Annotated in this window: 22 protein-coding genes; 8 read left to right on the forward strand and 14 right to left on the reverse strand. The window is 63.1% G+C overall.

The genetic code is table 11. The features are described 5' to 3' along the window. Positions 1-286: 286 nt before the first annotated feature. From coaA to hisB, 7 genes are all read right to left on the reverse strand, one after another. A complete protein-coding gene (coaA, locus tag ACVWZ4_RS11695; RefSeq protein ID WP_456700457.1) occupies positions 287-1243 on the reverse strand; it encodes a type I pantothenate kinase in 957 nt (318 codons plus the stop codon). A 21-nt stretch (positions 1244-1264) separates the two neighbouring features. Beyond that, the gene (locus ACVWZ4_RS11700) at positions 1265-1591 is read right to left on the reverse strand and encodes a phosphoribosyl-ATP diphosphatase (RefSeq protein WP_456700456.1); all 327 of its coding nucleotides are present in this window, start codon (positions 1589-1591) and stop codon (positions 1265-1267) included. A 77-nt stretch (positions 1592-1668) separates the two neighbouring features. Further along, the gene (hisF, locus tag ACVWZ4_RS11705) at positions 1669-2445 is read right to left on the reverse strand and encodes an imidazole glycerol phosphate synthase subunit HisF (RefSeq protein WP_456740333.1); all 777 of its coding nucleotides are present in this window, start codon (positions 2443-2445) and stop codon (positions 1669-1671) included. 3 nt (positions 2446-2448) lie between these two features. Further along, a complete protein-coding gene (gene hisA / locus ACVWZ4_RS11710) occupies positions 2449-3186 on the reverse strand; it encodes a 1-(5-phosphoribosyl)-5-[(5-phosphoribosylamino)methylideneamino]imidazole-4-carboxamide isomerase (RefSeq protein WP_456700454.1) in 738 nt (245 codons plus the stop codon). Further along, on the reverse strand, positions 3183-3833 hold the full coding sequence (gene hisH / locus ACVWZ4_RS11715; RefSeq protein ID WP_092232381.1) for an imidazole glycerol phosphate synthase subunit HisH: 651 nt from the start codon (positions 3831-3833) through the stop codon (positions 3183-3185). Before hisH ends, hisA begins: the two co-directional genes overlap by 4 nt. Next, positions 3830-4360: a DUF2628 domain-containing protein gene (locus tag ACVWZ4_RS11720; RefSeq protein ID WP_456740334.1), complete on the reverse strand. Its 531-nt coding sequence runs from the start codon at positions 4358-4360 to the stop codon at positions 3830-3832. Before ACVWZ4_RS11720 ends, hisH begins: the two co-directional genes overlap by 4 nt. A gap of 69 nt (positions 4361-4429) precedes the next feature. Continuing rightward, complete coding sequence (gene hisB / locus ACVWZ4_RS11725; RefSeq protein ID WP_456740335.1) at positions 4430-5023, reverse strand: imidazoleglycerol-phosphate dehydratase HisB; 594 nt, start codon at positions 5021-5023, stop codon at positions 4430-4432. 201 nt (positions 5024-5224) lie between these two features. On the opposite strand from hisB, the gene hslV reads away from it, so the two are divergent. From hslV to ACVWZ4_RS11745, 4 genes are all read left to right on the forward strand, one after another. Next, on the forward strand, positions 5225-5785 hold the full coding sequence (gene hslV, locus ACVWZ4_RS11730) for an ATP-dependent protease subunit HslV (protein ID WP_456700452.1): 561 nt from the start codon (positions 5225-5227) through the stop codon (positions 5783-5785). Positions 5786-5966: 181 nt separating this feature from the next. Next, a complete protein-coding gene (locus ACVWZ4_RS11735; protein ID WP_456742206.1) occupies positions 5967-6569 on the forward strand; it encodes a DUF2585 domain-containing protein in 603 nt (200 codons plus the stop codon). 52 nt (positions 6570-6621) lie between these two features. After that, the gene (hslU, locus tag ACVWZ4_RS11740) at positions 6622-7926 is read left to right on the forward strand and encodes an ATP-dependent protease ATPase subunit HslU (RefSeq protein ID WP_456700451.1); all 1305 of its coding nucleotides are present in this window, start codon (positions 6622-6624) and stop codon (positions 7924-7926) included. Between the two features lie 105 nt (positions 7927-8031). Beyond that, positions 8032-9156, forward strand: coding sequence for a hypothetical protein (locus tag ACVWZ4_RS11745; RefSeq protein ID WP_456740336.1), 1125 nt, complete (start codon positions 8032-8034; stop codon positions 9154-9156). A gap of 86 nt (positions 9157-9242) precedes the next feature. Here ACVWZ4_RS11745 and ACVWZ4_RS11750 read toward each other — a convergent pair whose 3' ends face one another. Genes ACVWZ4_RS11750 through ACVWZ4_RS11760 form a run of 3 tightly spaced genes read right to left on the reverse strand, consistent with a single transcriptional unit; the run spans position 9243 to position 12017 of the window. Then, positions 9243-9830 (reverse strand): Smr/MutS family protein, encoded by a 588-nt coding sequence (locus tag ACVWZ4_RS11750; protein ID WP_456740337.1) that lies wholly within the window; start codon positions 9828-9830, stop codon positions 9243-9245. Beyond that, a complete protein-coding gene (mltA, locus tag ACVWZ4_RS11755) occupies positions 9827-11335 on the reverse strand; it encodes a murein transglycosylase A (RefSeq protein WP_456790107.1) in 1509 nt (502 codons plus the stop codon). The genes ACVWZ4_RS11750 and mltA overlap by 4 nt, the downstream gene beginning before the upstream one ends. After that, positions 11313-12017 (reverse strand): Tim44/TimA family putative adaptor protein, encoded by a 705-nt coding sequence (locus ACVWZ4_RS11760; protein WP_456740338.1) that lies wholly within the window; start codon positions 12015-12017, stop codon positions 11313-11315. The genes mltA and ACVWZ4_RS11760 overlap by 23 nt, the downstream gene beginning before the upstream one ends. Before the next feature lie 410 nt (positions 12018-12427). On the opposite strand from ACVWZ4_RS11760, the gene secB reads away from it, so the two are divergent. Beyond that, positions 12428-12913 (forward strand): protein-export chaperone SecB, encoded by a 486-nt coding sequence (gene secB, locus ACVWZ4_RS11765; protein WP_456700446.1) that lies wholly within the window; start codon positions 12428-12430, stop codon positions 12911-12913. Here secB and dnaQ read toward each other — a convergent pair. The 4 genes from dnaQ to ACVWZ4_RS11785 are packed head-to-tail and all read right to left on the reverse strand — an operon-like array spanning position 12910 to position 15749. After that, positions 12910-13626, reverse strand: a complete 717-nt coding sequence (gene dnaQ / locus ACVWZ4_RS11770) for a DNA polymerase III subunit epsilon (RefSeq protein ID WP_456700445.1) — start codon at positions 13624-13626, stop codon at positions 12910-12912. The genes secB and dnaQ overlap by 4 nt on opposite strands. 37 nt (positions 13627-13663) lie before the next feature. Next, complete coding sequence (gene coaE, locus ACVWZ4_RS11775; protein WP_456740339.1) at positions 13664-14263, reverse strand: dephospho-CoA kinase; 600 nt, start codon at positions 14261-14263, stop codon at positions 13664-13666. 23 nt (positions 14264-14286) lie between these two features. Beyond that, complete coding sequence (locus tag ACVWZ4_RS11780; RefSeq protein WP_456740340.1) at positions 14287-14895, reverse strand: Maf family protein; 609 nt, start codon at positions 14893-14895, stop codon at positions 14287-14289. 8 nt (positions 14896-14903) lie between these two features. Next, positions 14904-15749 carry a pyruvate, water dikinase regulatory protein gene (locus tag ACVWZ4_RS11785; protein WP_456736822.1) on the reverse strand — a complete coding sequence of 282 codons (846 nt, stop codon included), beginning with the start codon at positions 15747-15749 and terminating at the stop codon, positions 14904-14906. A gap of 455 nt (positions 15750-16204) precedes the next feature. Here ACVWZ4_RS11785 and hemJ point away from each other — a divergent pair, with 455 nt between their 5' ends. The 3 genes from hemJ to mnmE all read left to right on the forward strand — a co-directional run bounded on the left by hemJ (position 16205) and on the right by mnmE (position 19749). After that, entirely contained in the window at positions 16205-16639 is a 435-nt protein-coding gene (gene hemJ, locus ACVWZ4_RS11790) for a protoporphyrinogen oxidase HemJ (RefSeq protein ID WP_456736823.1), read from the forward strand. A gap of 262 nt (positions 16640-16901) precedes the next feature. Next, positions 16902-18167 (forward strand): transcription termination factor Rho, encoded by a 1266-nt coding sequence (rho, locus tag ACVWZ4_RS11795; protein ID WP_092232423.1) that lies wholly within the window; start codon positions 16902-16904, stop codon positions 18165-18167. A gap of 256 nt (positions 18168-18423) precedes the next feature. Next, a complete protein-coding gene (gene mnmE, locus ACVWZ4_RS11800; RefSeq protein WP_456740341.1) occupies positions 18424-19749 on the forward strand; it encodes a tRNA uridine-5-carboxymethylaminomethyl(34) synthesis GTPase MnmE in 1326 nt (441 codons plus the stop codon). Positions 19750-19905 lie beyond the last annotated feature (156 nt).

Genomic DNA, 19905 nt, shown 5'->3' on the forward strand with positions numbered 1-19905 from the left:
GTCTGGTGCCCTTGAACACGGTATCTGCCTGCGCCGCGCGCTTGCAATGGGCACACGAAAAGATGGGCGATCACAGGGGTGGGTTCGTCGGCCAGGAGTTCTGAGCGGTACCATCTCATTTCGATATGGCAGTCCGGGCACGTCGGTGCTTCGAGCTGTTCCGCTGCGCTTCTGAGACGATCAACCATGGAGGCCCTCGCGTTTTCGGAACCATAGCTGAATACCCTTCGTCGGTCGGTAACAAAAGATACTCGGCCCGAAATTTCAAGGGCCGCGGCCGCCGCGCCTACAGCCTTCTCAACGCCACGCTTTCCACCGCGTGATCCGCGCCCTTCTTCAGGATCAGCGTCGCGCGGGGACGGGTCGGCAAGATGTTGTCCTCGAGATTGGCAAGGTTGGTGCGCTCCCAGATTGCAGTCGCGGTCGCGGTGGCCTCTTCGTCCGACAGCAGCGCATAACGGTTGAAGTAGGACTTTGGGTTGGTGAACGCGGTGTCGCGCAGTGCCAGGAACCGCTTGATGTACCAGCGCCGCAGCGCCGCCTCGTCGGCGTCGATATAGACCGAGAAGTCGAAGAAGTCGGAAACCACAGGCACCGCCTTGCCGTCGCGCGGCAGCTTGCCGGTTTGCAGAACGTTGACGCCCTCGACGATCAGGATGTCGGGCTGGTCGATCTCCGCCCATTCGTTCGGCACGATGTCGTAGGTCAAATGCGAATAGACCGGCGAGCGCACGTGGCGCCGGCCCGACTTGATGTCGGACAGGAAGTTGAGCAGCAGCGGCAGGTCGTAGCTCTCGGGAAAACCCTTCTTCTGCAGGATGCCTTGCTGCTCCAGCAGAGCCTTCGGGTAGAGGAATCCGTCGGTGGTGATCAGCTCGACCTTCGGCCGCGGCGACCATCGCGCCAGCAGCGCCTGGAGCACGCGAGCGGTGGTGGACTTTCCAACGGCGACCGAGCCGGCGACGCCGATGATGTAGGGCACCTTGCGGTCGCGGATGTCGAGAAACTGGCGTTCGGCGTAATACAGGCGCTGCATCGCATCGACATAGATCGAGAGCAGGCGCGACAGTGGAAGATAGATGTCCTCGACCTCCTTGAGATCGAGGCGATCATGCAGCGAACGCAGCCGGTCGAACTCGCCCGGCTCCAGCGTCATCGGCGTGTCGTCGCGCAGTCGCGCCCACTGCTCGCGCGTATAGATGCGGTATGGATTATACTGCTGCTCCGGTGCGCGGATATCCATGACGCGATCTCTCCACCTCGGCTAGTTGCCGTTTTTACGCGACGCCTTTTCTTCCAACCCGGACATGTTCGTCCGCTTGTCCAGCGCGGCTTCGACCTCTTCCAGCTTTACGCCGCGCGCCTTGAGCAGCACAAGAAAATGGTAGAGCAGGTCGGCACTCTCCGCGATCAGATGCGCGCGATCGTTTTCGACTGCTGCGATCACGGTTTCGACTGCTTCCTCACCGAACTTCTTGGCGCAATGTTCGGCGCCCTTGTCGAGAAGCTTGCGGGTGTATGAGCCTTCGCCACCGGAGGCCGCGCGGGCCTCGATGGTGACGGCGAGATCGTGGATCGTGAAACGCGGCATACTGAACACTCGAAACGCCGTCTGGCCGGTCGGGCCAGTCCCCGCGGATGATGTAGCACTTTTATGACCTGGAGTCGTCAGGCATCCAGGCGCATGGGTAGTCCGCGCCGGGCCATATGCTCCTTGGCTTCACGGATGGTGAATTCCCCGAAGTGGAAGATCGAGGCGGCCAGCACGGCGGTGGCGCGTCCGTCGCGGATTCCGTCGACGAGATGGTCGAGATTGCCGACGCCGCCCGAGGCGATCACGGGAACGGGAACACTGTCGGCGATCGCCCGGGTCAGCGGAATGTCAAAGCCCTGCCTTGTGCCGTCACGGTCCATCGAGGTGAGCAGAATTTCACCCGCGCCGAGCGCGACCACTTCCTGGGCATATTCGATGGCGTCGATGCCGGTCGCGTTGCGGCCACCATGGGTGAAGATCTCCCAGCGCTCGGAGCCGCCCGGGCGCTTCACCAGCTTGGCATCGATCGCGACCACGACACATTGCCCGCCGAACTTTTCGGCGGCTTCCTTGACGAACTCACGCCGCGACACCGCGGCGCTGTTGATCGAGACCTTGTCGGCGCCCGCGCGCAGCAGCGTCTTGATGTCGTTGACCTCACGCACGCCGCCGCCGACGGTCACAGGCATGAAGCAGGCCTCCGCCGTGCGCCGGACCACGTCCAGCATGATGCCGCGGTTCTCGTGGGTCGCGGTGATATCGAGGAAGGTCAGCTCGTCGGCGCCAGCGGCGTCATAGGCGATCGCGGCCTCCACGGGATCGCCGGCGTCCCTGAGGTCGACGAAGTTGACGCCCTTGACGACGCGGCCGTCCTTGACGTCGAGGCAGGGGATCACGCGCACCTTGAACATGTGTCAGCTCCTGCGCGCGTCGCGGATCAAGGCGAGGGCGGCGGCGGGATCGAGCCGGCCGTCATAGAGCGCGCGGCCGGCAATCGCGCCGGCGAGCTTTTTCGCGCGCGGCGTCAGCATCGCCTTGACGTCCTCGATCGAGGCGAGGCCGCCGGAGGCGATCACGGGGATCGAGATGCTGTCTGCCAGCGCAATCGTCGCGTCCAGGTTCAGGCCCTTGAGCAGGCCGTCGCGGGCGATATCGGTGAAGACGATGGCGGCAACACCGGCATCCTCGAAGCGCTGCGCGATCTCCAGCACCGTCACCTGCGAGGTCTCGGCCCAGCCTTCGACGGCGACCTTGCCGTCGCGCGCATCGAGGCCAACGGCGACACGGCCTGGGAATTTCTTGGCTGCAGCCTTGACCAGTTCAGGATCGCGCACCGCCGCCGTGCCGATGATGACGCGCGTGATGCCTTTCGCCAGCCAGGCCTCGACGGTCGCGAGATCGCGAATGCCGCCGCCGAGCTGCACCGGAATCTTGATCGTCTTCAGCATCGCCTCGACTGCCTGCGCATTGACCGGCTTGCCGGCGAAGGCGCCGTCGAGATCGACGACGTGGAGATACTCAAAGCCCTGCGCGACGAAACTCTGCGCCTGGGCGGCGGGATCGAGATTGAACACGGTCGCGCGCGCCATGTCGCCTTGCTCGAGGCGCACGCACTGGCCATTCTTGAGGTCGATGGCAGGGAAGAGAATCACGGTTTCCATCGCAAAAAGTTCGAGATCAGGGCCAGGCCAAAACGCTGGCTCTTCTCGGGGTGAAACTGCGTGCCGATCGCGGTGTCCTTCGCGACGATCGCGGTGACGGGACCACCATAATCGGCGCGCGCGAGCACGTCCGCCTCGTTGGCGGCGTTGAGGTGGTAGGAGTGCACGAAGTAAGCGTGCTGGCCCTTGGGGCCGAGCGGCAGCTTGTTCAGCACCGGATGTTCTTGCAGCACGTCGAGCGTGTTCCAGCCCATGTGCGGGATTTTCAGGCTTTCATCGCGCGGCGTGATCTTCTCGACGTCGCCGCCGATCCAATTGAGGCCTTCGGTGACGACATGCTCTTTGCCGCGGCTTGCCATCAGCTGCATGCCGACGCAGATGCCGAAGAACGGCCGTGCCTTGACGCGCACGGCTTCCGTGATCGCCTCGACCATGCCGTTGACCGCATCGAGCCCGCGCCGGCAATCGGCAAAGGCGCCGACGCCCGGCAGCACCAGACGATCGGCCTCATAGGCCTGATCGGGATCGCTGGTGACGAAAACCTTCTGCGGATTTTCGAGGCTGCGCGCGGCACGCTCGAATGCCTTGGCCGCGGAATGCAGATTCCCGGAACCGTAATCGATGATGGCGACGCTCATCTTGACCCTCCCGGTTCTGGAAACAATCCTATGATGCCGCCGGCCGGCATCGGAGGCGGGTTGGAAAATGGCTGGCCCGGCACGTTCCGGGTCGGCGGCGGGCCGCCGCGGTCGACGGCCCATCGATCATGGACGATGCCGCGCTGTGACTTGCTCCAGCGCTCGAAGAAGCGACGCTCGGCGGTGTCCTCATCGTCGGCGACCACGACGTCGAGTTGCCGCCAATTGCCGCGCGACAACGTCCAGCGGCGCAGGCTCGAGGCCTCGAAGCCCATCAGCAGTGCGACGATGATGTTGGCAAAGAAGATCGAGCGGCGGCCGACACCGAGGCTGGATAGCCCGGCATCGAACGCGGCGAGACACACGATCCAGCCGATCAGGGCCAGCCAAAGCCTATTCCAGAGCAGCCAGATCGGACCGAACACCATCGCCCAGAAATGGAATCCGTCGCGCACGAACACGAATTTGTCGGTCGCGCGCAGATCGACCCCGCCTGGGGTGGGAGCGTGAACTGTGTAGACAGGCATTTTCGATGCCCCGTGCTCGAGAATTCAACTCAATGCCGCCGGCAGCGCGTGGCCGCCGAGACGGAGATGTCAGCCGCCGAGCGAGCCCTTGGTGGACGGGATTTCGCCCGCCGTCCTGGGATCGATCGCAACCGCGGTGCGCAGCGCCCGCGCCAGGCCCTTGAAGCAGGACTCGGCGATATGGTGGCTGTTATCGCCATATAGGGTCTCGACGTGCAGAGTCACGCCGGCGTTGGTGGCGAAGGCCTGGAACCACTCGCGCACCAGTTCGGTGTCGAACTGACCGATCGTGTCGCGGGGGAAGTCAGCCCTGAACACCAGGAAGGAGCGGCCCGAAATGTCGATGACCACACGCGTCAGCGTCTCGTCCATGGGCATGTGCACGCCGGCATAGCGGGTGATGCCCGCCATGTTGCCGAGCGCCTGCTTGATCGCCTGGCCGAGCGCGATGCCGGTGTCTTCGGTGGTATGGTGATAATCAATGTGCAGATCGCCCACCGCCTTGACCGTGAGGTCGATGCGGGAATGGCGGGCGAGGAGATCGAGCATATGGTCGAAAAAGCCGATGCCGGTCGCGATATTGGCCACGCCGGAGCCATCGAGGTTCACGCTGACCTCGATGTCGGTTTCCTTGGTCTTGCGCTTGATCGTCGCGGTGCGCATTGAAAGCTGGCTTTCATCCTAGCTTGGGAGCCGAAAACGCCAGTCTCTTAACAGCCAAATGACGCCTTCGCTACTGCGGGAACGGCTGACCGGGCCTCTACTTCTGCCTATGGTGAGCGAATTCGGCCCGGAACGGCCGTTGTGCGCCTGTTGTCCCCTCGGCCATGACCGCCTAAATCAGCCAGGACAATGAGGGTTATGATGCAAGATTCGCAGAACAGCTCGCCGGTCTGGCACGGCACCACGATTTTGACGGTCCGCAAGGGCGGCAAGGTCGTGGTCGGCGGCGACGGCCAGGTCTCGATCGGCCAGACCGTGATCAAGTCCAATGCCAAAAAGGTCCGGAAACTCGGCAAGGGCGACGTCATCGGTGGCTTTGCCGGCGCGACCGCCGACGCCTTCACCCTGTTCGAGCGGCTCGAGAGCAAGCTCGAGCAATATCCGGGACAATTGACCCGGGCCGCGGTCGAGCTGGCCAAGGACTGGCGCACCGACCGCTACCTGCGCCGGCTCGAGGCCATGATGATCGTGGCCGACAAGGACGTCTCTCTGGTGCTGACAGGCACCGGCGACGTGCTCGAGCCCGAGGCCGGCGTGATGGCGATCGGCTCCGGCGGCAATTACGCGCTGGCGGCGGCCCGCGCCCTTGTCGACACCGACAAGGACGCCGAGGCCATCGTCCGCCGCTCCCTCGACATCGCCGCTGATATCTGCGTCTACACCAACCGCAACGTCACCATCGAAGCGCTGACGGCCGGTTGAAGGATCCATCGATGGATGAACAGCGTAGCGGCGCGCTCGGTCTAACCTCTCCCGCTTGCGGGGGAGGTCGCGCCGAAGGCGCGGGTGGGGGCTCTCGCCTCTTGGGGGCCCTCGCGAGCGGAGACACCCTCTCCCCAACCCTCTCCCGCAAGCGGGGGAGGGAGCGCAGCGCTCTTTGGGCATGATCCTCGCGCCCGCCAGCACCAGGACGGCGATCCCCGCGGCCTACTGGGTCGGAATCGCGCTGTTGCTGCTGGCGCTGCAGGCCTCGATCCTGTTCGCGATGGGCCGGGTGCCGATCTGCACCTGCGGCTACGTCAAGTTGTGGCACGGCGTGGTGAACAGTTCGGAGAACTCCCAGCACTTCGCCGACTGGTACAGTTTTTCGCACGTCTCCCACGGCTTCCTGTTCTATGGACTGACGTGGCTCTTGTTGTCGCGGCGGCTCGGCCGGCCCGCACGGCTGATCATCGCGATGCTGATCGAGGGCGCCTGGGAGATCGTCGAGAATTCGCCTGTGATCATCGAACGCTACCGCGCCGGTACGATCTCGCTGGACTATTACGGCGACAGCATCGTCAATTCGGTCTCGGACACGCTGTTCATGGTGCTGGGGTTCCTCACCGCACGCGTGCTGCCCGTCACGGCGACCGTCGCGCTCGGGCTTGCCTTCGAGATCATGCTGGCGCTGCATATTCGCGACAATCTGACGCTCAACGTCCTGATGCTCATTCATCCGGTCGAGGCCGTGAAGCAATGGCAATCCGGTCCGCCGATCATTTGACAGTCAAAAAAGCGGCTTGTCCCCGCCGGTTTCCAATCCTAGCTAGGGTCCCATGACAGACTTCTCCCCCCGCGAAATCGTTTCCGAACTCGACCGTTTCATCGTCGGCCAGACCGACGCCAAGCGCGCCGTCTCGATCGCGCTGCGCAACCGCTGGCGCAGGCAGCAGCTCACGGGCTCGCTGCGCGAGGAAGTGCTGCCGAAGAACATCCTGATGATCGGGCCGACCGGCGTCGGCAAAACGGAGATCGCGCGACGGCTTGCCAAGCTCGCGAATGCGCCATTCCTGAAGGTCGAGGCGACCAAGTTCACCGAGGTCGGCTATGTCGGACGCGACGTCGAGCAGATCGTGCGCGACCTCGTCGAGGTTGCGATTGCCCAGGTGCGCGAACGCAAGCGCAAGGACGTGCAGGCCCGCGCCCAGCTCGCAGCCGAAGAGCGCGTGCTCGATGCGCTGGTCGGCGCCAATGCCAGCTCGGCCACCCGGGAATCCTTCCGCAAGAAGCTGCGCGCCGGCGAGCTCAACGACAAGGAAATCGAGATCGAGACGCAGTCGTCAGGCGGCGGCATGCCGATGTTCGAGATCCCGGGCATGCCGGGCGCGCAGATGGGCGCGATCTCGATCGGCGACATCTTCGGCAAGCTGGGCGGCCGCAGCAAGACGCGGCGGCTGACGGTCGAAGGTTCGCACGAGATCCTCGTCAACGAGGAATCCGACAAGCTGCTGGACACCGATCAGCTGACGCTGGAGGCGATCAGCGCGGTCGAGAACAACGGCATCGTCTTCCTCGACGAGATCGACAAGATCTGCGCCCGTGAAGGCCGCGCCGCCGGCGATGTCTCGCGCGAAGGCGTGCAGCGCGATCTCTTGCCCCTCATCGAAGGCACCACGGTGTCGACGAAGCATGGCGCGGTGAAGACCGACCACATCCTGTTCATTGCCTCTGGCGCCTTCCACGTCGCCAAGCCGTCCGACCTGCTGCCAGAATTGCAGGGCCGCCTGCCGATCCGCGTCGAGCTGCAGGCGCTGACTCGCGACGACATGCGTCGCATCCTGACCGAGCCCGAGGCCTCGCTGATCAAGCAATATGTCGCCTTGATGCATACCGAGGGCGTGACGCTCGACATCACCGACAGCGCCATCGACGCGCTCGCCGACGTCGCCGTCGCCGTCAATTCCACCGTCGAGAACATCGGCGCAAGGCGGCTGCAGACGGTCATGGAGCGGGTGCTGGACGAGATCTCCTTCACTGCCCCCGACCGCAACGGCGAGACCGTTCGGGTCGATGCCGATTTCGTGCAGAAACACGTCGGCGACCTCGCCAAGAACGCCGATCTGAGCCGGTTCATTTTGTAAATCCGGGCCAGTCCAGCTATCAATCCCACTGTCCTCCTTGGCCTGGTGCGAAATTGCACACCAGGCCAGAGACGACGGCGGAGTTCGACCCGCCGCGGGTGCCACGTGATCGCTGACCTCAAGAAAAATCCCTGGCGGCTGCTGCTCGCGATCAACGCGGCGGTGATCGTCGGCGTGTTCATCCACAAGGTGAAGCTGCCGCCTTACGTCCCCTATATCCATCTGCTCGTCGACTACCATTTCGGCTTCATCAAGCGCGCGCTGATCGGAGCGATCGTCGCGCTGTTCACGGACAAGGTGCCGGTCTGGCTGGTATTCGCGATTTCAGGCGCGGCGTGGCTGGTGACGCTGGGACTCTATCTCAGGCTGTTCCAGAAGACGTTCGGCTTCACCGCCAAGACGCTGCCGCTCTTCGTCTTCATCGCGGGCTCGCCGTACTTTCTCAAGAACTTCATGCACACGCTCGGGCATTTCGACATCTATGGCTGCCTGCTGGCGCTCGTGCTGCTGCTGATGCCGGCGCGGTCACTGCTGTTCGTGGCGACGGCGGCGCTGTTCTCGATCATCCTCGTCCTGATCCACCACATCCATCTGCTGATGTATGTGCCGACGATCATCACCATCGTCGTGATCAGGCACTACCTGACCTACGGCTGCAACCGGACCAACATCGGGTTTGGCGTCGTGGCCGTCGTCGCCGTTTCCGCGCTGTTCTTCGCGGCCCAGTTCCTCGGAACGATGCCGATCCCCGAAGCGGATTTCGTGGCCTATCTCAAGACCCGGATGGTCGATCCCTCGCGCACCGATCTGCTGCAATTCGCCTATATCTGGTACCAGCCGCTCTCGAAGGAGATTTCCGACACCTGGGCCTGGTTGCCGCATAACAGCCTCGGCATTCCCGTGTTCGCGCTGCTGATCTGGCTGCACACGCCGCTGTGGCGCTATTTGTCCGATTTGATCCGCGCACTGGCGAGCGATCTGCACCGACGCCTGATCGTCGCGGCGCTGATCGGCGTCAGCCTTGGCTATGTCGTGATGTTCGCGATGGTGTTCGACTATTCGCGCTGGATGTCGAGCTGGGCGGTCTGCATGTTCCTGATCCTGCACGCTGTGAAGATGCTGCCGGCGAAGCACGAGACGCCGCTGATACCGGCCGAGGACAAGAAGACCAATATTTTCGGCCTGATCATCACGCTGATCCCGCGCGTCGGCATCGTCCGGCCGTTTTAGGAGTCATAAGTAGCCACATAGGCGGTGCGCCCCCTCTCCCGCAAGCGGGGAGCGGCAAGAGGAGCCCCGGGGCTCGCTCGTTTCCACTAAAATCGCGCCCGCCTGATCCGCACGTACAGCGCACCCTCGCCGCCATGACCGATTGCAGCCTCTTCAAACCCGACCACGAAGGCACGAAATTCCGGCAGGCTCAGCCATTCCGGCACCTGGCGGCGGAGCACGCCGCTTTCACCGCCGCTGCGGCCCTTGCCGGTGATGACGAGCACGAAGGTCAGGCCATCGTGATGGGCGCGATGAAGGAAGCCGGTCAGGGCGCGATGAGCGCGCATCTGAGTCATGCCGTGCAAATCGAGCCGTGCCTCGATCTCGCTGCGGCCGCGCGACAGCTTCGTCCGTTCGCGCTTGCCGAGCGGGGCGAGCGGCGGCATCGCCGGCTTCGATGGGCGCAGCGCGGGCGGAGCAGCCGACAGCCGCGGCGACAGCGCGGGCTTGGCAGCCGGCGATACCGGCGACGGCTCGGCGCGCGGCGCGGCGTGCAGCTTCGTCGCGCGATGTTTCCGCAGCGGCTTGACCTGCCTTGCCACGAGCTCCCACAGCTCGCGATCTTCCTCGGTGAGCACACGATGGCGTGGGGGACGCGGCTCCAGCACGGGCGGACGGGACGATCGCTTCATTGCTGGGAACGGCTTTTCATATGCCTGCGCGGTTCGCGGGCAGGTTCTATCACAGGACGCGGCGACGGCAGCGGCACCGGGCCGGCAATGGCCATGGTCTCGTCTTTGACCGGCGTTGAAACGGCCGGCTGAGGAAACAGTTTTGCGATCTTCTCCGACGGCCGCGGATCCGGCACCGGCAGCCGCGCAGCGCGCAAATTCGGATCGAGGCTCTTCGGCACCAGCATCACGAAATGCATGGGGTGCCGTAGCCGGCCCGAGACGCGGCCGGCGTCAGCGCCCGCGCCGAAATAGAGATCCGCGCGGGCGGGACCTATGATCGCCGAGCCGGTGTCCTGCGCGATCATCAGTCGATGGAACGGCGTCTTGGCGCGATCGGACTCGAGCGGCAGCTCGCCCTCGATGAAGAACGGCGTGCCATAGACATGCAGCGACTTGTCGACCGCAATCGAACGGCCGGCCGTCAGCGGGATGCCCTGCGCGCCGACCGCCTCGTCCTTGTCGGACAGGTTGACCTCGTGGAAGAAGATGTAGGAGCGGTTCTGGCGCCGCAGCTCCTTGGCACCATCAGGGTTCTGCGCCATCCATTCCCTGATCTTCTGCATCGACATCTCTTCCTTCGGAATGATGCCGCGCTCGATCAGGATGCGTCCCACGGCCGTGTAGGGATAGCCGTTGTAGGAATCGTAATTGAGCCTGATGCTGCTGCCGTCGTCGAACTTGATCCGCGCCGAGCCCTGGATCTGGGCAAACAGCAGATCGGTCGGGTCCTTCAGCCAGGCGATCTCCAGCGCGCGACCGGCGATCTTGCCGTCCTCGATCTCCCCACGGTCGTAGTAGGGCACCAGCTTGCGGCGACCGATCTTGCGATAGACCGGTCCCTTGTTGGGCAGGCTGACGGAGGCCTGGTTGAAGCCGCGCACGAACAGGTTCGAGGGACGACGATAGACCGGAACGTTGTAAACGTCGGTCTGGGTGCGCGAACCGTCCAGCACCGGCTCGTAATAGCCGGTGACGAAGCCGTCGGGCTCGCCGAGCCGCGAGATGCGCAGCGGCGAAAAGTTTGCCTCGAAAAAGCTCTTTGCGGCCGCGTCGTCGGTCGGCTCGCGTGACTTGTCGAGCGACTTGGCAGCTCGGCAGGGTTCAATCAGCGAGCCGGCCAAGGCTTTCGGCTCGGGCGGAGCGGTCTGCGCATTGATCGAATGGCAGCTGGCGCGGAAAGTCTTGTAGGCGGCGAGATGATCGTCATCGCCCCAGCCCTTCACGTCGGCCCAGGCCACCGGCAGATATTGCGCGCCGGGAATTTCGAACGGGAGAGGGAGCTGCGGATAGGGCAAGGCGCGCGGAGGGATCGCGGCCACTTCGGGAACGTGACGGTAATGGCTGCGGTAGTGGCGCCGTGCAGCCTCGGCGCCAAGCGAAAACGAAGCCAGCACGACGAGACCTGCGCAAAGGGCGGTCGCGCTGGTCTTCAGGAAGGTCCTAGTTCGCGCTTCCGGTGCCAACCAGCTTCCAGTTCGGATCGCGAGAGGTGGTGTCGCGGGCGAAAGTCCAGATGTCGGTGATATCGGCGACCTTGTCGGCGTTGCCGTCGACGATGTTGCCGACCTTATCGCGGGTCACCGAAATCATCTGCGACACGAAGCGCACGGTGAGCTGGGCCGTACGGTCGCGCAGTTCGGCGCCGACGAGCTCGGCCTTGTCGATCGAGACGAAACGCGTCTCGGTCTTCTGATCGTTCTTCTCGCGTTCCCTGATGGCTGCGTCGAAGCTCTCATAGACCTCCGAAGACAAGAGGTCGCGCAGCGCGCGGCGATCACCATTGGCAAAGGCCAGGACGATCATCTCGTAAGCGCCACGGGCGCCCGAGATGAAATGGCGCGGGTCGAAAGTGGAATCCCTGTCGACGATGGCGTCGAGGCCTTGGGCCAGCGTGGTCCCTGGCTCGGCGAGGCCCTTCCAACGGTCGGAGGGCGGGGCCGGCTCGGCGGTCGGCGGCAGCGGAGCCTGGTCGATTACCTTGCCCGGCATGGTCACGACGTTCTTGTCGGGGGCACCACCCAGCGCATTGCGGGCCGTGCGATCGAACGGCGGCCGCTCATTGCCGGTTCGTTGGCCCAACACGCTACGCAGTCGCAGGAAGATAAAGACCGCCAGCGCAAGAAAGATGATGGTGTAGATGTCCACGTCGTCTCGCTTTCTGGTCTTTACTCAGGTCTTCTCTGGGGTCGCTGCCGGAAAAATCAATCCGGCCAGTAGACCGTTCCATACCGGAACGGCAAGATGACATCACCCTTTTAGGCCCGCGCGTCACGTCCGCCCGATGTAGGCACGAAATCTGGCCCGGCCAATGGCGCCTTTTGGCACAGTGCGAAGTGTAGCGCGTTTTATGCTCGAGGGGAAACCCGATCCTGGGCGGAAATCGCGCATCTTCAAGCGTTTAACGTCCGATTTCGTGTCCGGGGCAGGTCAGATGTCGCAATTGCGGGCGCGGCCCCGATCGAGGCTTTGGAGCCGTTCGTCCTTGTGGAATGAGGCGGGCCTATGTTAGCCAACCGCCGCGAAATTCAGCCCAAATCGGGTAAGGAGACACTTTGATGACCAACGGTAACGGCACGCCTCCCGACGCGGCCCAGGCTCCCCAGCTCAACGTGCTGGCGCAATATACCAAGGACCTCTCGTTCGAAAATCCGAACGCGCCGAGCTCGCTCCAGCAGCAGAGCCAGCCGCCCCAGATCAACATCCAGATCAATGTCAACGCCAGCAACCTCAGCGAAACCGAGTTCGAGGTGACGCTGGCGGTCGAGGGCAAGGCCGAAACCGCGGGCAAGGTGATGTTCTCGTTCGAGCTCGCCTATGCCGGCGTGTTCCGCATTGCCAATGTGCCGAAGGAGAACCTGCACCCGCTGGTCATGATCGAGTGCCCGCGACTGCTGTTCCCGTTCGCCCGCGAAATCATCGCAACGGCGGTGCGCGACGGCGGGTTCCCGCCGCTGATGCTGGACCCGGTGGACTTCGTCGGTCTGTATCGCCAGAACATGGAACGGCAAATGGCCGCCGGTGGCCAGGTCGGCCAGGCCTAACCAGCAGGCGTGGCAGCTGGAGCGGGCAAAAACTCGTTCCAGATCGCTTTTTCGCCCATCGTCGCGATGAAGGCCCGATGGGCCTCGCGCTCGGCGTCTGACACCCGCGGCGCAAGCGGCACGGGCCGCTGCCGCCGCGGTGTATCGCTGCCGGCATTCACGCGAATCTCCTGGGCTTCCGATGCCAGCAGGAGCTGCGACTGCCGCGCCCCGACCAGATCAACATAGACTTCCGCCAGCAGCTCGGAATCGAGCAGCGCGCCGTGCTTGGTGCGGTGCGAATTGTCGATCGAATAGCGCGAGCAGAGATCGTCGAGCCGGTTCGACACGCCCGGATGCTTGCGGCGCGCCAGCAGCAGCGTATCGACCAGCCGCTCACGCGGGATCGCGGCGCGCTTGATCCGGTCGAGCTCGGCATTGATGAAGCTGATGTCGAAGGAGGCGTTGTGGATCACCAGCGGCGCGTCGCCGATGAAGGCCAGAAAATCGTCGACCACCTCGTGGAACAGCGGCTTGGTCGAGAGAAATTCGGCCGATAGCCCGTGCACCGCGAAGGCTTCCGCCGGCATGTCACGCTCGGGATTGATATAGACGTGATAGGTCTGTCCCGTCGGCATGCGATTGAAAATCTCGACGCAGCCGATTTCGACCAGGCGATCACCGCGCAACGGATCGAGGCCGGTGGTTTCGGTATCGAGAACGATTTCACGCATGTTCTAAGAGATCTGAGATGCCGGTGTGGACAGCGAATCAGGCTCGCCGCTGCGGCATCTTAACGACCTCGGTCAGGATGTGCGTGATTTGCGCGCGCACCGGCTCAAGTCCGTGTGAGGTATCCACCACGAAATCAGCCCGCTTGCGCTTTTCGGCGTCGGGCATCTGCTTGGCTATGATGGCATCGAGCTTGGCCTCGTCCATGGTTCCGCGCGCCAGCACGCGCTCGCGCTGCAGTTCGGGCGAGGTCGAGACCACAACGACCGCGTCGACCCGTTTCTCGCCGCCGGTCTCGAACAGCAAGGGAATATCCAGGACCACCACCGGCGCCCTGGCGGCTTCCGCGTCAGCAAAGAATTTTTGCCGGGAGGCGCCGAGCATCGGATGGACGATCTGTTCCAGCTGCTTGATCGCGGCGGGATCATGAACGACGCGCGCGGACAGTTTGAGCCGGTCGACCTTGCCGTTCGCGGTGGTGCCGGGGAAGGCGGCCTCGATGGCGGGCGCGGCCTCGCCTTGATAGAGTTGATGGACGGCCGCATCGGCGTCGTAGACGGGAACGCCGGCCTCCGCGAACAATTTCGCGGTGGTGGATTTGCCCATCCCGATCGAGCCGGTCAGTCCGAGAATCCGCATCGGCGCAAAACCATCCCTGTCAGTCACACCGCAATTAGCTGTTCGCGCCGCAGGAACGCAAGCAGCGCCAGCAGCGGCAGGCCCAGAACGGTGAAATGGTCCCCCTCGATGCGCTCGAACAGATGGATGCCGAGACCTTCGAGCTGATAAGCGCCGACGCTCGTGGTGACGGCGTCGCCTGCGGCATCGAGATAGGCTGACAGCTCAGCGTCGGACATTGGCCGCATGGTCATGCGTGCGACCGAGACATCCTCGAAGACGATCCTGCCGTCATGTGCGACGGCGACGGCGGAATTCAGCTCGTGCGTGTTACCGGAGAGATCGTGCAATTGCGCCAACGCCTGTGCGCGGCCTGCGGGTTTGTTGAAGAGACGATCCCCCAGCGCCAGGGTCTGGTCGGCACCGATCACATGGCTTCCGGGACGATGGACTGAGACCGCGTTTGCCTTCTCGCGTGCTAGCAGCAGGGCAATCTCGCGCGGATTCGAAAGTTTTGACGCGGCCTGAATGCCGCGTTCGTCGACATCAGGGGTCACCGCCTCGAAGTCGAGCCCGGCGTTCGCCAGCAGCATTTTGCGCGCGCTGCTCTGCGAGGCCAGGATCAACGGAGTTTTGCCGCGCCACAAAGCCATCTCGAACGTTATTCCGAGGGCCGGTTGCGCTGGCGATCGCTATAGAGCTTCATGATAGCGGCTGCGGTTTCCTCGATCGAACGCCGCGTCACGTCCAGCAACGGCCAATCGTGCTTGGCGCTCAGCTTGCGCGCAAAGGCGACCTCCTCGGTGACCGACTGCCTGTCGGTATAGCTGTCGCTGCCGGATCCCGATTCGGCGCCCATGGAGAGCAGGCGGTTTTGACGAATCTGGATCAAACGCTCCGGGGTCGCGTGCAGGCTCACCACCAGCGGCCGGGTCAGCGTCTCCAGTTGCGGCGGAACGGGAATGCCGGGAACAAGCGGCACGTTGGCCGTGCGGATGCCGCGGTTGGCGAGATAGATCGACGTCGGCGTCTTGGAGGTGCGGGACACACCGACCAGGACGACGTCGGCTTCCTCGAGCCCTTCGACGTGCTGGCCGTCATCGTGGATCATCGTGTAGTTCAGCGCGTCGATGCGCTTGAAATATTCGGCATTGAGCACGTGCTGCGCACCGACGCGACCGGTGGTCGCGGCGCCGAGATAGGCTTCGAACAATTGCATGACCGGGCCGATGATCGAGAGGCTCGGCACGTTGATCGCCTTGCACTTGTCCTCGAGCCTGGAGACCAGGTCCTTCTCCAGCAGCGTGAACAGCACGATGCCAGGGGCTTCCTCGATCTCGTCGAGCACACGGTCAAGCTGCTTCTGGCTGCGCACCAGGGGATAGACATGTTCGACCGGCGTGACGTTGGCATATTGCGCGGCGACGGCGCGCGCGACCGTGATCAGCGTTTCGCCGGTGGAGTCGGAGACCAGGTGCAGATGGAAATAATTGTTCGAGGTCGGCACAGAAACCCTTTGTATGGAGTCGGTGTGATCTGTGGATTTCTGTGGACCTTAACCTCTCGGAAAGGGTTGTGCGACACCAGGGGCGGGACAAGTGCCAATTTTCTTCACATCACTGCCCATCAGAACAAGTCCGAAGCCCCGCCGACATGGAAACGGGACGGCGCGGATAACCCCCTTGATAAGCTGCCGACAGGACGGCGCAAGCCATTGAAGCTGGCTGACTTATCGAACGGCGCGAGAACCCGCTGGGATATGTTGATGGATGTGAACAAGCGCATGTGAACTTGCGGACGGAATTGCGTGAGTCCAATCCACGGTCACATAGACTCAAACCTTAAGAATCTAAGATTCTAGATTTGAGGAAGGTCCTGCGGGCGGATATGTGTGCAGGTGAGACCTTAACGAGTTCTTACTATCCCCAGACCGCCTGATGGCTGGGCAAAGGATGCCCGGACATGTTTGAAGACGTCTATCTCTGGATCAAGGCGCTGCACGTGATCGCGGTCATCTCCTGGATGGCCGGCATGCTCTATTTGCCCAGGCTGTTCGTCTATCATTGCGAGGCCGAGATCGGCTCGAAACAGTCCGAAACGTTCAAGATCATGGAACGCCGCCTGTTCAAGGCGATCATCAATCCTGCCATGATTGTCACCTGGCTCGCCGGGCTTTATCTCGCCTGGGCCGGCCATTGGTTCAGCTTCGGCTGGCTGCACGTCAAACTGGCAATGGTGCTGGCGATGTCCGCGGTCCACGGCTTTTTTTCCCGCTGGGTTAGGGATTTCGCCGCCGACCGGCGCCCGCACAGCCAGAAATTCTTCCGTATTATCAATGAGGTTCCGACCGTCCTGATGATCATCATCGTCATCATGGTGATCGTGAAGCCGTTCTAGGCGAAATTCCAGGCAGGAAACGTGAAGGATCGCTCAGCGCTTCGGCTTGCGGAGTGGAAAGCGATTTTCTATACTGGCGATATCCCACCCAACGCAGGCGGATGTGGTTGTGTCCGAGCTCTTTTAAAGGCCGGACACCGCATCAGGTTTGAAGCCCCCACCGGCACTTAACCTTGCCAGACCTGCGGACCTTACCTTCTCACGTCCGCATTTCAGAGCCTCCTCGCACCCCCTCCCAAGGTTACCCCACAGGACCACCCCAATGCGGGAAATTAAACTCCAGGACCTCAAGTCGAAGACGCCGGCCGAGCTCGTCTCGTTCGCGGAAGAGAATGGGGTCGAGAATGCCAGCACCATGCGCAAGCAGGAGCTGCTGTTCGCCATCCTCAAGCAGCTTGCGCTCGCAGAAACCGACATCGTCGGCGAGGGCGTCGTCGAGGTGCTGTCCGACGGCTTCGGCTTTCTCCGCTCGCCCGATGCCAATTATCTGCCGGGGCCAGATGATATCTACGTCTCGCCTTCGCAGATCCGCCGCTTCGGCCTGCGCACCGGCGACACCATCGAAGGCCATATTCGGAGTCCGAAAGAGGGCGAACGTTATTTCGCGCTGCTGAAGGTCAACACGCTCAATTTCGAGGACCCGGAAAAGGCCAAGCACAAGGTCAATTTCGACAACCTCACGCCGCTGTTTCCGAATCAGCGTTTCCGCATGGAAATCGACGATCCGACGCGGAAAGACCTTTCTGCACGCGTGATCGACATCGTCGCGCCGATCGGCAAGGGCCAGCGCGCGCTGATCGTGGCGCCGCCCCGCACGGGTAAGACCGTGCTGATGCAGAACATCGCGCATTCGATCACTGCGAATCACCCGGATTGCTACCTGATCGTGCTGCTGATCGACGAGCGTCCGGAAGAAGTCACTGACATGCAGCGCTCGGTGAAGGGCGAGGTCGTATCGTCGACCTTTGACGAACCGGCCGTGCGTCACGTCCAGGTCGCTGAGATGGTGATCGAAAAAGCCAAGCGCTTGGTCGAGCATGGCCGCGATGTCGTCATCCTGCTCGATTCGATCACGCGGCTTGGCCGTGCCTACAACACCGTGGTGCCGTCGTCAGGCAAGGTGCTGACCGGCGGTGTCGACGCCAACGCGCTGCAGCGGCCGAAGCGCTTCTTCGGCGCCGCCCGCAACATCGAAGAGGGTGGCTCGCTGACCATCATCGCGACGGCGCTGGTCGATACCGGCAGCCGCATGGACGAAGTCATCTTCGAAGAGTTCAAGGGCACCGGCAACTCGGAACTCATCCTGGACCGGAAGGTCTCGGACAAGCGTACCTTCCCGGCGATCGACATCTCGCGCTCCGGCACCCGCAAGGAGGAGCTCATCACCGATCCGCAGGTGCTCAAGAAGATGTACGTGCTCCGCCGCATCCTGAATCCGATGGGCACGATGGATGCGATCGATTTCCTGCTCGACAAGCTGCGCTCGACCAAGAGCAATTCGGAATTCTTCGACTCCATGAATACCTGAGTCAGAATGCAGCAAAACATCAGAGGGCGCCTTCGGGCGCCCTCTTTTCTTGCGGCTTTGCTGCGGGAAATGCGCAGCATCGCGGTGGAGGTGCCGCGCAGCCGAATTTCTTGTAACAGTTTGATATTTCAAAAAAATAGTTGCCTTGGTGCGAGCCGAAACGGACTTGAGGCTGGGAAGACGTGCTGCAGTATGTTGCATTGCAGCAAAGACGACGCGCCGTTTGCCTTTTCGCCTGGAGGCGGACAAATAAGCCATGCACCTGCGAGATCAGACCATCTTTGCGCTGTCGTCCGGCCGTCTGCCGAGCGCGATCGCCGTGGTGCGCGTGTCGGGCCCGCGGGCCAGCCTGGTGCTGACGAACCTCGCGGGCGAATTGCCGGTGCCCCGGCAGGCCAGCCGCCGGCTGCTGCGTGACAGCGCTGGCCAGCCGATCGACGACGCGGTCGTACTCTGGTTTCCGGGGCCGGGCAGTGCGACCGGCGAGGACGTCGCCGAATTTCATGTCCATGGCGGCCGCGCTGTGCTGGCCGCGCTCCTCGCAGCGTTTTCTAATATTCCGAATACCCGCGCGGCCGAACCCGGCGAGTTCACCCGGCGCGCCTTCGAGAACGGCAAGCTCGACCTCATCGAAGCGGAGGGCCTCGACGATCTGATCCACGCCGACACCGACCGCCAACGTCGCCAGGCACTGCGCCAACTGCGGGGCCTGCTCGGCGACCGCGCGCGCGACTGGCGCGAGCGCATCATCGAAGCCTCGGCACTGATCGAAGCCGGAATCGATTTTTCCGATGAAGGCGATGTGCCCGCGGAATTGAGGGCGCCGGCCGTGAAGGCGATCAAAGCGCTGCACGATGAGATTGCAAAGGTCCTCGCGGCACAGGGACATTCTGAACGCCTGCGCGACGGCCTGGTGGTCGCGATCGCGGGCGAGCCGAATGTCGGAAAATCGACGTTGATGAATCAGCTCGCCCGCCGCGACGTCGCGATCGTCTCGCCCCACGCCGGCACCACGCGCGACGTGATCGAGGTGCAGCTCGATCTCGATGGCTATCCGGTTACCGTCATCGACACGGCCGGCATTCGCGAGACCGACGATCCCGTCGAGCAGGAGGGCGTGCGCCGCGCGCGAGCGCGCGCCGATGACGCGGACCTCGTCCTTTGGCTGGTGGACGGAAAGGGAGCCGATGATCCCGCGACGAAATCGCGCAATCGGCCTGGGGGCCCGGTCTGGGTCGTGCGCAACAAGATCGATCTCGGAGGGGTGGGGGCCCAGGGCGAGTTCGCAATTTCGGCAAGCCGCGGCGATGGCATTCCTGAATTGGTCGAGTCCCTCGTGAAATTCGCTGCGGACTTCTTCGGAACCAGTGAAGGGGCATTGCTGACCCGGGCTCGTCAACGAGATCTGTTGAGCACGGCCTCGGGCAGCTTGCGCCGGAGCCTGGCGCTTGTAGAAGATGGCGAAGAACTCGCCGCCGAAGAGCTGCGCGCCGCCGCCTATGCCCTCGGTCGGCTGCTGGGGCGGGTCGACGTCGAGGACGTCCTCGGAGCCATCTTCCAGAAATTCTGCATCGGAAAGTAGTCTTAGTTCTTTATTGTAGAACTAGCTCTTGTTCCATTCCTTGTGCTTCACGTGACACATGGGAGCGGAGCGCTTCGTTTCACGTGAAACACCCGCGCGCCGCGTTGTTGTCCGCGATGCTCCATCTCCCTCGTTCGAGGAGCTCTTTGACGAAGC

The sequence above is a fragment of the Bradyrhizobium sp. USDA 4472 genome (assembly GCF_054058595.1).

What these genes read in the sequence shown, in the direction of transcription:
- coaA (WP_456700457.1), bottom strand. Translation starts at nt 1,243, where the DNA reads ATGGATATCCGCGCACCGGAGCAGCAGTATAATCCATACCGCATCTAT.
- ACVWZ4_RS11700 (WP_456700456.1), bottom strand. Translation starts at nt 1,591, where the DNA reads ATGCCGCGTTTCACGATCCACGATCTCGCCGTCACCATCGAGGCCCGC.
- hisF (WP_456740333.1), bottom strand. Translation starts at nt 2,445, where the DNA reads ATGTTCAAGGTGCGCGTGATCCCCTGCCTCGACGTCAAGGACGGCCGC.
- hisH (WP_092232381.1), bottom strand. Translation starts at nt 3,833, where the DNA reads ATGAGCGTCGCCATCATCGATTACGGTTCCGGGAATCTGCATTCCGCG.
- ACVWZ4_RS11720 (WP_456740334.1), bottom strand. Translation starts at nt 4,360, where the DNA reads ATGCCTGTCTACACAGTTCACGCTCCCACCCCAGGCGGGGTCGATCTG.
- hisB (WP_456740335.1), bottom strand. Translation starts at nt 5,023, where the DNA reads ATGCGCACCGCGACGATCAAGCGCAAGACCAAGGAAACCGACATCGAG.
- hslV (WP_456700452.1), top strand. Translation starts at nt 5,225, where the DNA reads ATGCAAGATTCGCAGAACAGCTCGCCGGTCTGGCACGGCACCACGATT.
- ACVWZ4_RS11735 (WP_456742206.1), top strand. Translation starts at nt 5,967, where the DNA reads ATGATCCTCGCGCCCGCCAGCACCAGGACGGCGATCCCCGCGGCCTAC.
- hslU (WP_456700451.1), top strand. Translation starts at nt 6,622, where the DNA reads ATGACAGACTTCTCCCCCCGCGAAATCGTTTCCGAACTCGACCGTTTC.
- ACVWZ4_RS11750 (WP_456740337.1), bottom strand. Translation starts at nt 9,830, where the DNA reads ATGAAGCGATCGTCCCGTCCGCCCGTGCTGGAGCCGCGTCCCCCACGC.
- secB (WP_456700446.1), top strand. Translation starts at nt 12,428, where the DNA reads ATGACCAACGGTAACGGCACGCCTCCCGACGCGGCCCAGGCTCCCCAG.
- dnaQ (WP_456700445.1), bottom strand. Translation starts at nt 13,626, where the DNA reads ATGCGTGAAATCGTTCTCGATACCGAAACCACCGGCCTCGATCCGTTG.
- coaE (WP_456740339.1), bottom strand. Translation starts at nt 14,263, where the DNA reads ATGCGGATTCTCGGACTGACCGGCTCGATCGGGATGGGCAAATCCACC.
- ACVWZ4_RS11780 (WP_456740340.1), bottom strand. Translation starts at nt 14,895, where the DNA reads ATGGCTTTGTGGCGCGGCAAAACTCCGTTGATCCTGGCCTCGCAGAGC.
- hemJ (WP_456736823.1), top strand. Translation starts at nt 16,205, where the DNA reads ATGTTTGAAGACGTCTATCTCTGGATCAAGGCGCTGCACGTGATCGCG.
- rho (WP_092232423.1), top strand. Translation starts at nt 16,902, where the DNA reads ATGCGGGAAATTAAACTCCAGGACCTCAAGTCGAAGACGCCGGCCGAG.
- mnmE (WP_456740341.1), top strand. Translation starts at nt 18,424, where the DNA reads ATGCACCTGCGAGATCAGACCATCTTTGCGCTGTCGTCCGGCCGTCTG.